This window comes from Kingella pumchi, from assembly GCF_022288825.1.
GTDB classification, from domain to species: domain Bacteria; phylum Pseudomonadota; class Gammaproteobacteria; order Burkholderiales; family Neisseriaceae; genus Kingella_D; species Kingella_D pumchi.
This window is the reverse complement of sequence record NZ_JAKOOW010000006.1, coordinates 73,677-90,108: the sequence shown is the minus strand read 5'-3', so window position 1 is coordinate 90,108 and position 16,432 is coordinate 73,677. Positions and strand designations below refer to the sequence as shown.

Sequence of the window (16,432 nt, the reverse complement as noted above, 5' to 3'; positions counted from 1 at the left end):
AACAAATTTCTGAATTTGGTAGCATCAATATTAAGTTTGTTTTATGGAACGTAAAGAAAAGTTGCAATTTGCATACGGTTAGCGGACAATTAGCAAAACAATAAAGAAAAGAGTTTGCAGTTACAGGATTGGGAAGAAAACAATCATCAGTTGTTACAGATGTGCTTAGAATTTTTCTTTTGCTTTTACCTTGAATCAAGGAAATACCATGAAACATCAGAAAATTACGCCGATTGCCCTAACAGTTGGACTTCTTTTTGGCAGTGCGGCCTATGCCGCCGCCGACACGCCTGCCCAAGGCACCGAATTGCAGCAGGTGAAAGTGAAAGGCCGCAGAAATGCGCCGGCAGCGGTGGAGCGGGTTAATGCGGAAGTTATCCAGGATCAAATGATCCGCGACAACCGTGATTTAGTCCGTTATTCGCCGGATGTCGGTGTAGCCGATCAAGGCCGCCATCAGAAAGGTTTTGCCATTCGCGGCGTTGAAGACAACCGTGTCGGCATCAGCATCGATGGCGTATCTCTGCCCGATTCGGAAGAAAACTCCCTTTATAAACGCTACGGAAACTTAAACACTTCCCGCCAAAGCATAGACCCCGAGCTTGCCCGTTCGGTAGAAGTGGTTAAAGGTGCGGATTCGTTTAATCAGGGCAGCGGCAGCCTTGGCGGCGGAGTCAATTACCGCACATTGGGGGCGGCCGATATCGTGCAGCCCGGTAACAAACTCGGGTTTCTGCTGCGTAGCGGTTATGCCAGCAAAAACCGCGAATGGGTTAATACTGCCGGTACCGGCTATCAGGGAGAAAAAGCCGAAGCGGTATTGCTGTATTCGCACCGGCACGGCCATGAAATGAAAAGCCGGGGCGGCTACACCATCCCCGAAGACAGCCTGAAAACCCGTGACTATGGCAGCAGCCGCCAGATTCCCGATGCTGCCAAACACAAAAGCCACAGCTTTTTAGCCAAATGGGCATGGCAGTTTAACGATAATCATCGTGCAGGGTTATCTTTGAGTGGACAGCAGGGCAACAACTACATTATCGAAGACTCCGGTGTGTGGAGCTCCAGCAAATACCGTGAGTCAGATGACCGCGCGAAACGCCGCACTTGGAATGCTTTTTATGAGTTTACGCCCAATTCCGACTGGCTCTCTTTAGTCAAAGCGGATTTGGATTATCAAAAAGCCGTTTCTTCCGCCTACAACTACGAAGGTACGCGCGAAGGATATGACTGGGCGGGCAGGTATAAAGAACGGGAACCCAGCGACGACAACATCCGCATTTTCACCACCCGTCTCAAACGCCTGTCGCTGCGTGCCGATACCCAGCCTTTAAGTCTGGGAAGCACGCGGCATACGCTGTCGTTTAAAGCCGCCGCCGCTCGTAGGGAATTTGATATTCTGCACCGTGACCGCTACTTCTTAAGCGGTGCGTATTTGCCCTACAAAGAAGAAACCATGATGTATCCGGTGAAAACCACGCAATACAATTTTTCGTTGCACGACCGTATTGTGTTTAACAACACCTTCTCCGGCTACGCAGGCATCCGCTACGACTACAGCAAGGTACAGCCGCAGGATTTGAACGGGCTTTCTTGCAGAAACTGCTTGGTTCCCAAACCCGCCGACAGCACTTTTAAAGGTTTCAGTTGGGTATTGGGCGCGGATGCCAAACTGAACAACTCTTGGAAACTCGGCTACAGCATCGGCACCGGTTTCCGCGTACCCAATGCTTCGGAAATGTATTTCGACTACCGCGGAAATGCGGCAGGCGAATGGTTGTCCAATCCGAATCTGAAAGCCGAACGCAGCCTGACGCAAAATCTCAGCCTGAACGGCAACGGCAAAGCAGGGAATTTGGCGGTAAACCTGCACCACACCCGATACAAAGATTTTCTCTACGAGCAGGAAGTCTTGGAGCGCGAAGACAACCCGTTTTACCCTTGGTATAGCAACAATCCCTACCGTTACAAACCGATGCAGCAGATGCAAAACTCAGATAAGGCCAAAATCTACGGCATCGAGCTCACAGGCCGCCTGAACCTCAACAGCATTACCCCCTTGCCCGAAGGCTGGAAATTATTCGGCACGTTGGGCTACAGCCGTGGCAATTTGGCCGGTGATGCGGATCTGCTTTCCATCCAGCCGTTTAAAACCGTTATCGGTTTGGACTACGAGCAGCCTGAAGGAAAATGGGGCGTGCTTTCCCGTCTGACCTACACCGGCGCGAAACACGCAGGCGATGCCAAATACAAAAACTGTAACGATCCTGACAACCGTGATGAAGGAAAATGTATTTACAGCGTTTGGCCACATCTCAACAAATCCGCTTGGGTATTTGATTTGTTCGGCTATTACAAGCCTTCGGAAAAGCTAACTGTCCGCGCCGGCGTGTACAATCTGTTTAACCGCAAATACCACACTTGGGACAGCCTGCGCGGCCTGAACATTACCGGCGGTTTGGTCAATTCCGTCGGAGCGCGCCCCAACCGTACTTATGGCGGCTATCCCGGTCTTGAGCGTTTCTATGCACCCGGCCGCAACTACTCTTTCTCTGTAGAACTGAAGTTTTAAACCGTCGGCAACAACCGCCAATCTCCGATTGGCGGTTTTCTTTTCCTTATCTAAGCCCAAAACAGGCAGCCTAAAACCTGTGCAAAACTTCGCGGCAGCCTGAAAACACTTACCCCACCATTCCCGCCTGCGCGGGAATGACGTTACGGGAAGAGACCAAGGATGACAAAACAGGCAGCCTGAAAGCCGGTTCGAGCTTTCAGGCTGCCTTTGTCGTTCCGCCGCCTGCTGCGGCAGCGGCGGGATGGGCGATCGCGTATCGGCCTTATTATTCCGTTCATAAAACGGCAAAAAAGAAGCCTGAAAACCGTGCCGTCGGGTTTTCAGGCTGCTTTGGGGTTCGGGATATTCGGGCGTTGCTGTCAGGCTGCTCAGCCGAAAAAGCCCATTTTCACTTGGATCAGTTTTTCGATTTCGGCGAGGGCGCGGCGGCGGGTCACGAAGATGACCAGGTGGTCGCCGTCGGCAAATTCGAGGTCGTGGTGGCGCCCCATCGCCACTTCTTCGCCGCGCACCACGGCGGCCAGGTGGCAGCCTGTAGGCCATTTGACGTCTTCGACGCGGCGGCCGACCAGGGCGGAGGTTTTTTTGTCGCCGTGCACCACGACTTCGATGACTTCGGCGTTGCCGCGGCGCAGCGGATAGACGGCGGCAACGTCGCCGCGGCGGATGTGGGCGAGCACGCTGCCGATGGTGATCATGTGCGGCGAGACGACGATGTCGATTTGGTTGCCGGTGAGCAGATCGACGTAGCGCGAGCGGTTGATGATGCTGATCACGCGGCGGGCGCCGAGGTTTTTTGCCAGCAGGCCGGCCATGATGTTGTTTTCGTCGTCGTTGGTTACGGCGCAGAAGACGTCGATTTCGTCGATGTATTCGCGGGCGAGCAGTGCTTCGTCGGTGGCCGAGCCGTGCAGCACCAGGGTGTTGTCGAGATGTTCGGCGAGCCATTCGGCGCGCTGGGTGTTTTGTTCGACGATTTTGATGTCGAAGCGGTTTTCCAGCTGTTTGGCCAGCCGGTAGCCAACGTTGCCGCCGCCGGCAATCATAATGCGGCGGTTGCTCTGCTCGCGCTGGAACAGCACGTTCATAATGGTGGCGATCTGGCGGCTGTGGCCGACAAAGCAGACTTCGTCGCCTTCCTGAATCAGGGTGTCGGGCTGAGGCACAATCAGGCGGCTGCCGCGGTAAACGGCGCAAATCTGGCAGTCGGTGTTTTCAGGCAGCATGTCGCCGATTTGGATGATGCTGCGGCCGTTGAGCGGGTCGCCGTTGCGGGTCTGCACCACCATCAGGCGGGCGAGATCGCCGGCAAAACGCAGCACCTGCAGCGCCCGCACATAGTCGAGCAGGCCGGCCAGATGGCGGGTAACCAGCTGTTCGGGGTGGATGGAATCGGTTACGGCGAAGGCATCGAGCGCGGGGATATGCCCGTCTTCGGCGCCGTAGTCGAGATAGTCCGACGAGCGCACGCGGGCGATGCGGTTGGGAATGTTGAAAAAATCGGCGGCCATTTTGCAGGCCAGCAGATTGGTTTCGTCGCTGCGGGTAAGCGCCAGCAGCATATCGGTGTCGGCGGCGCCCACCTGCTCGAGCAGCACCGGCGAGGCGCCGTTGCCGACCACGGTTTGCACATCGACCAGGCTGCCGATGTTGCGCAGGGCGTTTTCGTCGGTGTCGATGATGCTGACGTCGTTGTTGGGCATGTTCGCCAGCTCCTGCGCGATGGCGGAACCGACTTGACCGCTGCCTAAAATCAGTATTTTCACGGTAATCGGGGATGCGGTGTTTCAGGCTGCCTGAAACGCAAAAAACGGGAAAAGAAAGCAGCCTGAAAAGTTTTCAGGCTGCCTAGGACGTGTTGGCATTCAACACGCCCTAGGGCTTACAGGGCGCGGATCAGATCCTGCACCATCTGCGCCGAATGCACGGCGGCGGTTTGCAGGAAGGTTTCAAAGCTGACCTGCGCTTCGTCGGAGGCGCTGTCGGACACCGCGCGGATAATCACAAAGGGCTTTTGCAGCCGCGTGCAGGTTTGGGCGATGGCGGCGGCTTCCATTTCCACCGCCGCCACGTCGGCAAAACGGCTGCGGATGCGCGCCAGCTCGCTTTCGCTGTGGACAAAACTGTCGCCGCTGACCACCAGCCCGCGGCGCACCGAGGCAGCCTGAAAAGCGGCGGCGGCCTTTTCGGCGGCGGCCATCAGGGTTTCGTCGCTGTCAAAACGCGGCGGCATGCCGGGCAGCTGGCCGTATTGGTAGCCGAAGGCGGTAACGTCGGCATCGTGGTGGGCGCTCTGGCTGCCGATAAGCACATCGCCGATTTTCAGGCCGTCGGCCACGCCGCCGGCGCTGCCGGTGTTGATTACGCAGTCGGGATTAAAGCGCTCGATCAGCAGCGTGGTGGCGATGGCGGCGTTTACCTTGCCGATGCCGCTTAGGCACAGCACCATCTGCCGGCCGGCAAAGCCGCCGCTGTAAATCACGATGTCGCTGCCGAAACGGTGGGTCTGCGGCGCTTCGAGCAGGTTTTTCAGGCTGTCGATTTCGGCTTCCATCGCGCCGATCACGGCAACGGTGTCGATGCGCTTCATGCGAAAATCTCCGTCCATTCGCCGCGTTTGTCGAGCAGGTAGCGGGCGATTTTCTGCGCGCCTTCCAGGCTGTGGCTGGCCGCCCAGCCGCATTGGACAACATTGCAGGCCGGCACTTCGCTGGCGGTGGTTACGTCGTGCAGGGTTTTTTCGATCAGATCGAGCGCGTCTTGATATTCGGGCAGGTTCAGCAGGGTGATGTAAAAGCCGGTTTGGCAGCCCATCGGGCTGATATCGACAATCTTATCGGAATGGTTGCGCGAGAGTTCGGCCATCAGGTGCTCGAGCGAGTGCAGCGAGGGCATGTCCATGTGGTCTTGGTTGGGCTGGCACACGCGCAGGTCGTATTTGTAGATGATGTCGCCGTGGTCGCCGTCGGTAATGCAGGCGAGGCGCACATAGGGGGCTTTGACTTTGGTGTGGTCGAGATTGAAGCTCTCGACATTCATTCTTTTTTCGGCGGTAACGGTGTTCACGATGCGTCCTTCGGGGGTGGGAATGGAAAAGTGCGATTATAGCGCAATCGCCACCGCCATCGGCTTTCAGGCTGCCTGCTAAACGGCACCGCCGTTTGTTTGGTGCGACGATTTTGCTGGGCGGAATAACGGTGTGTAGCGTAGAAAAGGCAGCCTGAAAACGGGTAGGACTGGTTTTCAGGCTGCTTTGGGTTTTCAGGCTGCCTTTTGGGGCTTCGGTTGTAGGGTGCACACCGTGCACCATTGCAGCGGTTGACTGACGGCTGGTGCGCGGGGCGCACCCTACAAATGTGAAATGGCGCGGCGGTTTTGCTTTGGCAGCATAAGGGTGCGCGGCATGGAAAAGGCAGCCTGAAAACAGATTGCTTGGTTTTCAGGCTGCTTTCGGGTTTCAGGCTGCTTTTCCGTGTGGCGATAGGAATGTGGTGGATTGCCGTCCGGCACAAAAGTTTTCAGGCTGCCTGCAGGGGATGCAGGCAGCCTGAAAACGGTTTGGGCGTTTAGGCCAGTTTGCCGTGGCACTGCTTGTATTTCAGCCCGCTGCCGCAGGGGCAGGGATCGTTGCGATGCACCAGCACGCCTTCGTGCGCCAGCGCTTCGGGGGTGTAGGCGCCGTTGTCTTCCTGCGTGGGGCTGAAGGCGTCGCGCACGTATTCGTCGCGGGTTTCGCCGAATACCTGCTGCAGGCCGGGTGCTTCGGCGTGGACGGCCTGCACATGTTCGGGAGTGTGGCTTTCCACTTCGGCTTCGACGTCTTCCTGCGGGCGCACCTGCAGGGAAATCAGAATCATCGCCACACTGTGCTTGATGCCCGCCCACAGGTTTTGGAACATGGCGAAGGCTTCACGCTTGTATTCCTGCTTGGGGTTTTTCTGCGCGTAGCTGCGTAGGTGGATGCCCTGGCGCAAATAGTCCATCGCCGCCAGATGCTCGCGCCATTGGGTATCGATGGTATCGAGCACGATGCGGCGCTCAAACTGGCGGAAGTTTTCTTCGCCGACCATCTCGACTTTTTCGCGGTAGTCTTTTTCCACCTGGCGGATCAGGCGCTGCTTGATTTCTTCGTTTTCCAGCGTGTTGTCTGCCTTGAGCCAGCCCTGGATGTCGGCATGGACGTGGAATTCGCCGGCCAGCACGGCTTCAAGGGTGGAAATTTCCCATTGCTCTTCCACGCTGTCGGCAGGCATATAGCGATCGACCAGACCGCCGATCACGTCGGCGCGCACGTCGCGGGTGTATTCGCCGATATCGGCTTCGGTCAGGATGTGGTTGCGCTGGTGATAGATGACTTTGCGCTGGTCGTTGGCAACGTCGTCGTATTCCAGAACCTGCTTGCGCATATCGAAGTTGCGGCCTTCTACTTTGCGCTGGGCGCCTTCGATCTGGCGGGTGAGAATGCCGGCTTCGATGGCGACGCCGCGCTCGGGGGCGAGACGGTCGAGAATCGCGGCGGCACGATCAAGCGCAAACAGGCGCAGCAGCGGGTCTTCAAACGACAGGTAAAAACGGCTGGAGCCGGGGTCGCCCTGACGGCCGGAGCGGCCGCGCAGCTGGTTGTCGATGCGGCGGCTTTCGTGGCGCTCGGTGCCGATGATGTGCAGGCCGCCGGCTTCGAGCACGCGGCGGTTGTCTTCTTCCCAGCTGTTTTCCAGCGCGCGGATTTGCGCTTCTTTTTCGTCGTCCGACAGGTTTTCGTCGTTGCGGATGGCATCGCTTTGGTGCTGGACGTTGCCGCCGAGCACGATGTCGGTACCGCGGCCGGCCATATTGGTGGCGACGGTAATCATGCCGGGTTTGCCCGCCTGTGCCACAATCAGCGCTTCGCGCTGGTGTTCTTTGGCGTTGAGCACGTTGTGCGGCAGGCCGGCCTTATCAAGCAGGCGCGACACCAGCTCGGAGTTTTCGATGGTGGTGGTGCCGACCAGTACCGGCTGGCCTTTTTCGTGGCAGGCCTGGATGTCTTTGATCACCGCTTCGTATTTTTCTTCGGCGGTGCGGAAGATTTGGTCGTTGTAGTCTTTGCGCTTGATCGGGCGGTTTGTGGGGATGATCACGGTTTCCAGATTGTAGATGTTCTGGAATTCGTAGGCTTCGGTATCGGCGGTGCCGGTCATGCCCGAGAGCTTGGTGTAAAGACGGAAGTAGTTTTGGAAGGTGATGGATGCCAGCGTTTGGTTTTCGCGCTTGATTTCAACGCCTTCTTTGGCTTCCACCGCCTGGTGCAGACCGTCCGACCAGCGGCGGCCGTCCATTAGGCGGCCGGTGTGTTCGTCCACAATCACGATTTCGCCGTCTTTGACCACATAGTGCTGGTCGAGATGGAACAGGTTGTGGGCGCGCAGGGCGGCCATCAGGTGGTGCATCAGCATGATGTTGGCGGTGGAATACAGCGAATCGCCTTCTTTGAGCAGACCCATGCGGATCAGGATGTCTTCGGCATGCTCGTGGCCGGCTTCGCTCAGGATCACCTGATGGGCTTTTTCATCGACCCAGAAATCGCCGTCGCTGTCTTCTTTCTCTTGGCGCGACAGCAGCGGCGGCACCTGGTTCATCACTTGGTAGAGCTGGACGTTGTCGTCGGCCTGGCCGGAAATAATCAGCGGCGTGCGCGCTTCGTCGATCAGAATCGAGTCTACTTCGTCCACCACGGCGAAATTCAGCTCGCGCTGCACTTTGTCGTATTGGTCGGTCACCATATTGTCGCGCAGGTAGTCGAAGCCGAATTCGTTGTTGGTGCCGTAGGTGATGTCGGCGTTATAGGCGGTTTGGCGGTAGAACGGCTCTTGGTTGCTGAGAATCACGCCCACGCTCAGGCCGAGAAAGCCGTAGAGCGGCTCCATAATGCCGGCGTCGCGCTCGGCTAAGTAGTCGTTCACGGTAACCACGTGCACGCCTTTGCCGGAGAGCGCATTCAGATAAACCGGCAGCGTGGCCACCAGCGTTTTGCCCTCGCCGGTGCGCATTTCGGCGATTTTGCCGTAGTGCAGCACCATGCCGCCGATCAGCTGCACGTCGAAATGGCGCATGCCCAGCACGCGGCGCGATGCTTCGCGGCAGACGGCAAAGGCTTCGGGCAGGATGTCGTCCAGCGTGGCGCCCTGCGCCAGCCGCTCTTTGAATTCGGCGGTTTTCGCCTGCAGCGCTTCATCATCGAGCGCCTGCATGGATTCTTCCAGCGCGTTGATTTTGGAAACGGTTTTACGGTATTGCTTGAGCAGCCGGTCGTTGCGGCTGCCGAAGATTTTTTTGGTCAGATTGCTTAGCATTGTTTGCTTTCTTTTGTCCTTGCATGGCCATGTGGCAAAACGGGCGGATTCTAACACAGAGCCGCGGCCGAGCCGGCCAAATGCGGCCAAAGCGGCCGATTTAAAGCCGGTCGCCGCGATTTGTTTGCAACAACTTGCGTTTTTCGCTTTTCAGGCAGCCTGAAAGCGCTTTGGCGCAGGCAGCCTGAAAAGGTTTAGCGGCGGCGTCCGCCGTAGCGTTTTTCCAGCCAGGCAAACAGAATGGTCAGGCAGGAAGTCATCGCCAGATACAGCAGCGCCACGGTATAGGCCGGCTCTTTATAAATGTAGAAGCGGCCGGAGATGGCGTTATACACCGACATCAGTTCGGCCAGGGCAACGGTTGAAACCAGCGAGCTGTCTTTAAGCAGCGTGATGAATTCGTTGCCCAAAGGCGGCAGCATCCGCCGTACCGCCTGCGGCACGATGATGTAGCGCATTGCCTGGCCGTAGCTCAAACCCAGCGAGCGCGCCGCTTCCATCTGGCCGCGGTCGATAGACTGGATGCCGGCGCGGAAAATTTCGGTGATGTAGGCGCCCGAGTTGGTGCCCAGCGCCAGCACGCCGATCAGGAAAGGTCCGTAGTTTTGGCGGAATATTTTGGCTTCTTCGCCGCTGAGAATCCAGCCGCCGTCCGGATGCACGAAAGCGGGAAACCACACATACGCCCATACAAAAAGCTGCACAAACAGCGGTGTGCCGCGAAACACCCACAAATAAACGCCGGACACCGTGCGCAGCAGCCAGGTCAGCGCGCGCAGCGGCCAGGCGCTTTTTTCGGCATTGGCCAGCCGCGCCAGCGCGCCGACCATGCCCAGCACCACGCCCATCAGCGTGGACAGGGCGCTCACGCCCAGAGTCAGCAGGATGCCTTTGGCGAACATCCAGCGGTACTCGTAAATCAGATCGAAATAATCGCTCATCCGTTTCCCCGAAACAGTTGTTGCCGAAAGGCTTTCGGCCGTGGAAAAACGGCGCATTCTACAGCAAAACCGCAGCGCTTTAAGAAAAAAACCGCGCTGCGGTTTCAGGCTGGGAGCAAAGCCATTAGAATACCGCCCTTTCGTGTTTTTACGGCATCCCAAGCTATGGAAATCTGGCTCGGCCGCAAGCTCCCGCCTGCCCTGCAGGGCAGCGCGGTAACCGTCGGCAACTTCGACGGCGTGCATCTCGGCCACCTGCACATTCTCGAACGCCTGCGCGACGAAGCCCGCAGCCGCAAGCTGCGCAGCGTTGCCGTTATTTTCGAGCCGCAGCCGCTCGAATTTTTCGGCCGCCGCCACGGCAGCCCCGCACCGTTGCGGCTGACCCCGCTGCGCGACAAACTCGCCCTGCTGCGTCAGAGCGGCTGCCTGGATGCGGTGTGGGTGCAGCGTTTCAACCCCGAATTTGCCGGCCGCAGCGCCGAAGACTTTATCCAGAGCGTACTGCTTGCCGGACTCGACACCCGCTACCTGCTGATTGGCGACGACTTCCGCTTCGGTCACCGCCGCAGTGGCGATTTTGCCCTGCTGCAGCAGCAGGAAAACTTTGTAACCGAACGCACGCCCAGCATTCTCGTTGCCGGCGAGCGCGCCAGCAGCACCGCAGTGCGCCAGGCATTGCAGGCCGGCCGTCTCGACACCGCCCGCAGCATACTCGGCCATGATTACCGGCTCAGCGGCCACGTCAAACACGGCGCCAAACTCGGGCGCACTTTCGGCGTGCCCACCGCCAACATCCACCTGCCGCCGCACCGCTACGCCTTAAGCGGCGTGTTTGCCGTGCGCGCCGAAGGCAGCTTCGGCCGCCGCGACGGCGTGGCCAGCTTCGGCCTGAACCCCACCGTGTCCGATACGCCCGAGAGCAAGCTCGAAGTGCATCTGTTCAATTTTTCAGGCTGCCTTTACGGCCAGCGCCTGCACATCACCTTTTTGCACAAACTGCGCGACGAAGCCAAATTCGCCGGCCTGGACGAACTCAAAGCCCAAATCCACGCCGACATCGGCGCCGCTAAATGCTGGCTCGCCGCAGCGGCAGCCTGAAAATCTACCGGCCAGATATCAAAACAGGCAGCCTGAAAACGCCGCAAACGTTTTCAGGCTGCCTTTGCGTATCGGCAGGCAGCCTGAAAAGTCTGGGCGGCGGTTTAGGCGCGGGCGGCGATAAAGCGCAGCGCAGCTTCATAGCCGAAGGCGCCGAGACCGGCGATTACGCCGAGCGCTTTGTCGGAGAGATAGGAGTGGTGGCGGAAGTCTTCGCGGGCGTAAACATTGGACAGATGGACTTCGACAAAGGGCAGTGCCACACCCAAAAGGGCGTCGCGGATGGCGATGCTGGTGTGGGTATAGGCGCCGGCGTTGATGATGATGTAATCGTGTGTAGTGCGTGCCTGATGGATGGCATCGACGATTGCACCTTCGTGGTTACTTTGGAAATGGTGAAGCGTGATGCCCAGTTCGGCGGCGGTGTCCTGCAGGCGCGTAACCAGCGTATCGAGGGTGTCGCTGCCGTAAAGCTGCGGCTCGCGCAGGCCGAGCAGGTTGAGATTGGGGCCGTTGATCAGTAAAACGTTCATGGTTTTTCAGGCTGCCTGAAATGTAAGGAAAGGCAAAGTTAGCATAAATCGCAGCAGGCGGCAAAAGGCATCCGCCGCTGCCGGCACCGGATTTTTTCAGGCTGCCTGAAGGGGTTTCGGTAATTTTTGCGACTGTTTGGCGGGTTTGTTGGTATAAATTGCGCGGTATGGTTTTTTGGTAAAGAGAAAATTGCCTATTGCAAAAAAATCTGCAAGGGGTCTTGGCAAGGCGGACAAATTAACGTAAATTAAACTACATGGCGCTACAAATTTGGTGTCATGTACTAAATCAGAAAAAAATCAAAACATTGGAGACCATCATGACTGACTATCAAGCAGGCATTCAGGCAGCCCGTACCCTTAAGCAAGAACATGGCGAAGGCTGGCATGCCATCAATCCCGAGTACGTTGAACGGATGCGTTTGCAAAACCGCTTCAAAACCGGCTTGGACATCGCCAAATACACCGCCGCCATTATGCGCCGCGACATGGCTGCCTACGATGCCGACCACGGGCAGTACACCCAGTCGCTCGGCTGCTGGCACGGCTTTGTGGCGCAGCAGAAGATGATTGCGGTGAAAAAACACCACCAATCCACTGCCAAGCGCTATCTCTACCTTTCAGGTTGGATGGTGGCGGCGATGCGTTCGCAGTTCGGCCCGCTGCCCGACCAGTCCATGCACGAGAAAACCGCGGTGCCGGGGCTGATTGAGGAAATCTACAGCTTCCTGCGCCAGGCGGATGCCCGCGAACTGGATTTGCTGTTTAGCTCGCTTGATAAAGCCCGTGCGGCCGGCGACAAAGCCGCTGAGCAGGACATTCTTTCCAAAATCAACGGTTTTGAAACCCATATCGTACCGATTATCGCCGACATCGACGCCGGTTTCGGCAATGCGGAAGCCACATATCTGCTGGCGAAAAAAATGATTGAAGCCGGCGCCTGCTGCATTCAGATCGAAAACCAGGTTTCCGATGAAAAACAATGCGGCCACCAAGACGGCAAAGTTACCGTGCCGCATGCCGACTTCCTGGCGAAAATCAATGCCGTGCGCTATGCCTTTTTGGAATTGGGCGTGGACGAGGGCGTGATTGTGGCGCGCACCGACTCTTTAGGTGCCGGTCTGACCAAGCAAATCGCCTTCTCCTCCGAAAAAGGCGACTTGGGCGACCAGTACAACAGCTTCTTGGACGGCGAGGAAATCACCGATGTGAGCCAGATTCAAGCCGGCGACGTTATCGTCAATACCAACGGCAAAACCATCAAGCCGACCCGTCTGCCGAGCAATCTTTTCCAGTTCCGCAAAGGCACCGGTATCGACCGCGTGGTGCTCGACTGCATCACTTCGCTGCAAAACGGCGCCGATCTCTTGTGGATCGAAACCGAAAAACCCCACGTCGGCCAGATTAAAGAGATGATGGACAAAATCCGCGCCGTGATTCCGAACGCCAAGCTGGTGTACAACAACAGCCCGTCGTTCAACTGGACGCTGAACTTCCGCCAGCAGGTGTTTGACGCATGGAAAGAAGCCGGCAAAGACGTTTCCGCCTACCAGCGCGACAAACTGATGGGCGCCGAATACGACGAAACCGATCTGGCCAAAGAAGCCGACGAGCGCATCCGCACCTTCCAGCGCGACGCATCGCGCGAAGCCGGCATCTTCCACCACCTGATTACCCTGCCGACCTACCATACCGCCGCCCTGTCCACCGACAATCTGGCCAAAGGCTATTTTGCCGACGAAGGCATGCTGGCCTATGTGAAAGGCGTGCAGCGTCAGGAAATCCGCCAGGGCATCGCCACCGTGAAGCACCAAAATATGGCCGGCTCGGATATCGGCGACAACCACAAAGAATACTTTGCCGGCGAAGCCGCGCTCAAAGCGGGCGGCAAAGACAACACCATGAACCAGTTTTCCTGATTTTGGAGAAAAGAGTTTTCAGGCAGCCTGAAAGGCCGCAAGACTCGCAAGCTGCCTGAAACCCCGCTTTGCTGCTGCGCTGTCTTCCTTTCCGGCGCAGCGGCGAAGGCAGGCGCAAGCCTGTATGTTTGTGAAGCGTAAATCTCTGATTTGAGGTATTTCAGGCAGCCTAGCTGCCTGCTTTTTATTGTCCGGCGAAAACGGGCAGGGCGCGGCAGCGTTTTCAGGCTGCCTGAAGCCGTGGTCGAACGCCGAAAGCAGCCTGAAAAAAACAGGCGATGATGTGTTGAAGAAATGATTGGGCAAGGATTGCCGGCAGCCTGAAAACCTGCAAACGGATATCGGGCACAAAAAAGGACTGGTTCAATATAACCAGTCCTTTGAGCCGAAAGGCAGCCTGAAAGTTTTGGGAACTGCTTTTTCAGGCTGCTTGGGGCTTTGCCGCTTAGGCGAAACTCAGCTTGTCGCCGTCGGCCTGCACATGAATCGTGCTTTCCGGTGCATAGCGGCCTTCGAGCAGCGCTTTGGCCAGCGGGTTTTCGATTTCGGCCTGAATCGCGCGTTTGAGCGGGCGGGCGCCGTACACGGGGTCGAAACCGGCTTGGGCAATTAGGTCGAGTGCGGCTTCGTCCACATTCAGGCGCAGGTTTTGCGCGGCCAAACGTTTTTCCAAGCCTTTGAGCTGGATTTTGGCGATGCTGCGGATATTGGCCTGGTTCAAGCCGTGGAAGACCACCACTTCGTCGATGCGGTTGATCATTTCGGGGCGGAAATGCTCTTTCACGTCTTCCATCACCACTTCTTTCACCGCTTCGTAATCCTGCGTGCCCATCTGCTGGATGTGCTGGCTGCCGATGTTGGAAGTCATCACAATCACGGTGTTTTTAAAGTCCACCGTGCGACCCTGGCCGTCGGTCAGACGGCCGTCGTCCAAGACTTGCAACAGGATGTTGAACACGTCGGGATGCGCTTTTTCCACTTCGTCCAAAAGAATCACGCTGTACGGTTTGCGGCGGACTTGTTCGGTCAGGTAGCCGCCCTCTTCGTAGCCGACATAGCCCGGAGGCGCGCCGATGAGGCGGGCGACGGCGTGTTTTTCCATGTATTCCGACATATCAATGCGGATGAGATGGTCTTCGCTGTCAAACAAAAAGCCTGCCAGCGCTTTGCACAGCTCGGTTTTTCCCACGCCGGTGGGGCCTAAAAACAGGAAGCTGCCGTAGGGTTTGTTGGGGTCGGCAAGACCCGAGCGGCTGCGGCGGATGGCGTCGGACACGGCGCGCACGGCTTCGTCTTGGCCGACCACGCGTTCATGCAATACTTCTTCCATTTTCAGCAGCTTGTCGCGTTCGCCTTCCATCATTTTGGCCACGGGAATGCCGGTCATGCGGGAGACGATTTCGGCCACTTCGTCTGCGCCCACTTCGGTGCGGAACAGTTTGTTGGCCTTTTTGCCTTCGGGATTGCTTTCGGCAGCCTGAAGCTGCTGGCCGAGCTTGGGCAGCTCGCCGTATTCGAGTTCGGACGCACGGGCAAAGTCGCCTTGGCGTTTGGCCTGCTCGATTTTGAACTTGATTTCGTCGATTTGTTTTTTGATGTCGGCGGTGCTGCTGGACGCGGCTTTTTCCGCTTTCCAGATTTCGTCCAAATCGGCGTATTCTTTTTGCAGGCCATCGATTTCTTCGTCGATCAGCTCCAAGCGTTTTTTGCTGGCGTCGTCGCTTTCTTTTTCCACGTGCATCCGCTCCATTTTGAGCTGGATGATGCGGCGGTCGAGTTTGTCCATCTGCTCGGGTTTGGAATCCAACTCCATTTTGATGCGGCTGGCCGCTTCGTCAATCAAATCAATCGCTTTGTCGGGCAGAAAGCGGTCGGTGATGTAGCGGTCGCTCAATTCGGCGGCGGCGACAATCGCCGGGTCGGTGATGTCGATGCCGTGATGGATTTCGTAACGCTCCTGCAAACCGCGCAAAATCGCAATCGTGTCTTCCACGCTGGGTTCGCCCACCAATACTTTTTGGAAACGGCGCTCCAGCGCGGCATCTTTTTCGATGTATTGGCGGTATTCGTCGAGCGTGGTCGCGCCGATGCAGTGCAACTCGCCGCGCGCCAGCGCAGGTTTGAGCATATTGCCCGCGTCCATCGCGCCGTCGGTTTTGCCCGCGCCCACGAGGGTGTGGATTTCGTCGATGAAAATCAGCGTGTTGCCGTCGTCTTTGGCCAAGTCGTTCAACACGGCTTTAAGGCGTTCTTCAAACTCGCCGCGATATTTCGCACCGGCAATCAGCGCGGCCAAATCGAGTACCAGCAGGCGTTTGTTGCGCAGGCTTTCGGGTACTTCGCCGTTCACAATACGCTGCGCCAGGCCTTCCACAATTGCGGTTTTGCCCACGCCCGGCTCGCCGATAAGCACGGGGTTGTTTTTGGTACGGCGTTGCAGAACCTGAATCGCGCGGCGGATTTCGTCGTCGCGGCCGATTACTGGGTCGAGCTTGCCGTCGCGGGCGCGCTGGGTTAAATCGAGGGTGTATTTTTTCAAGGCGTCGCGTTGGTCTTCGGCATTTTGGTTGTCCACGGATTGTCCTCCTCGCATGGTGTCTATGGCTTGGTTTAGGGCGGCTTCGCTCACTCCGGCGGAGACCAGAAGCTGGTTGGTCGCGCCTTTTTCCTGCATCAGCGCCAGCAGGAAGAGTTCGCTGGCAATGTAGGCGTCGCCACGTTTGGCGGCGGCTTTTTCCATCAGGTTCAAAACGTTTTGCAGCTCGCGGCTGGGCGGCAGCTCACCCCCTTGGCCGCTAACGCGCGGCAGCGAAGCGAGCGACTGCGCCACGTTGCTTTGCAGGCGGCCAAGATCGGCACCGGCATTGGCCAAAAGCGCGCCCATGCCGCTGTTTTTGTCGTCGAGCAGGGCTTTGAGTACATGGCCGGCTTCGAGATAGGGATTGTCTTTGCCCAAGGCCAAGCTGTGCGCCTGTTGCAAGGCCTGTTGGAAACGGGCGGTCAGTTTGTCAAATTGCATAATATTCCTTTT

At 57.4% G+C, this 16,432-nt stretch carries 10 protein-coding genes; 3 read left to right on the top strand and 7 right to left on the bottom strand.

Features of this window, described 5'->3' with window-relative positions:
• Positions 1–208 precede the first annotated feature (208 nt).
• A complete protein-coding gene (locus MB824_RS01805; RefSeq protein ID WP_238745366.1) occupies positions 209–2,572 on the top strand; it encodes a TonB-dependent hemoglobin/transferrin/lactoferrin family receptor in 2,364 nt (787 codons plus the stop codon).
• A 371-nt stretch (positions 2,573–2,943) separates the two neighbouring features.
• On the opposite strand, the gene trkA is transcribed toward MB824_RS01805, so the two are convergent.
• The 5 genes from trkA to MB824_RS01780 form a co-directional block, all read right to left on the bottom strand.
• Entirely contained in the window at positions 2,944–4,341 is a 1,398-nt protein-coding gene (gene trkA / locus MB824_RS01800) for a Trk system potassium transporter TrkA (protein ID WP_238745363.1), read from the bottom strand.
• 116 nt (positions 4,342–4,457) lie between these two features.
• The gene (gene mtnN / locus MB824_RS01795) at positions 4,458–5,183 is read right to left on the bottom strand and encodes a 5'-methylthioadenosine/S-adenosylhomocysteine nucleosidase (protein ID WP_238745361.1); all 726 of its coding nucleotides are present in this window, start codon (positions 5,181–5,183) and stop codon (positions 4,458–4,460) included.
• The gene (locus tag MB824_RS01790) at positions 5,162–5,614 is read right to left on the bottom strand and encodes an S-ribosylhomocysteine lyase (protein WP_238745582.1); all 453 of its coding nucleotides are present in this window, start codon (positions 5,612–5,614) and stop codon (positions 5,162–5,164) included. The genes mtnN and MB824_RS01790 overlap by 22 nt, the downstream gene beginning before the upstream one ends.
• A 527-nt stretch (positions 5,615–6,141) precedes the next feature.
• Positions 6,142–8,907: a preprotein translocase subunit SecA gene (gene secA, locus MB824_RS01785; RefSeq protein WP_238745358.1), complete on the bottom strand. Its 2,766-nt coding sequence runs from the start codon at positions 8,905–8,907 to the stop codon at positions 6,142–6,144.
• Between the two features lie 194 nt (positions 8,908–9,101).
• A complete protein-coding gene (locus MB824_RS01780; RefSeq protein ID WP_238745356.1) occupies positions 9,102–9,848 on the bottom strand; it encodes an amino acid ABC transporter permease in 747 nt (248 codons plus the stop codon).
• Between the two features lie 165 nt (positions 9,849–10,013).
• Between MB824_RS01780 and ribF the strand changes: the two genes are divergently transcribed.
• On the top strand, positions 10,014–10,949 hold the full coding sequence (gene ribF / locus MB824_RS01775) for a bifunctional riboflavin kinase/FAD synthetase (protein WP_238745354.1): 936 nt from the start codon (positions 10,014–10,016) through the stop codon (positions 10,947–10,949).
• Positions 10,950–11,053: 104 nt separating this feature from the next.
• Here ribF and aroQ read toward each other — a convergent pair whose 3' ends face one another.
• On the bottom strand, positions 11,054–11,482 hold the full coding sequence (gene aroQ / locus MB824_RS01770) for a type II 3-dehydroquinate dehydratase (protein WP_238745352.1): 429 nt from the start codon (positions 11,480–11,482) through the stop codon (positions 11,054–11,056).
• Between the two features lie 320 nt (positions 11,483–11,802).
• Here aroQ and MB824_RS01765 point away from each other — a divergent pair, with 320 nt between their 5' ends.
• Entirely contained in the window at positions 11,803–13,401 is a 1,599-nt protein-coding gene (locus tag MB824_RS01765; protein ID WP_238745350.1) for an isocitrate lyase, read from the top strand.
• Between the two features lie 445 nt (positions 13,402–13,846).
• Here the strand turns inward: MB824_RS01765 and clpB are convergent, their stop codons facing one another.
• Positions 13,847–16,420, bottom strand: coding sequence for an ATP-dependent chaperone ClpB (gene clpB / locus MB824_RS01760; RefSeq protein ID WP_238745349.1), 2,574 nt, complete (start codon positions 16,418–16,420; stop codon positions 13,847–13,849).
• Positions 16,421–16,432: the final 12 nt, after the last annotated feature.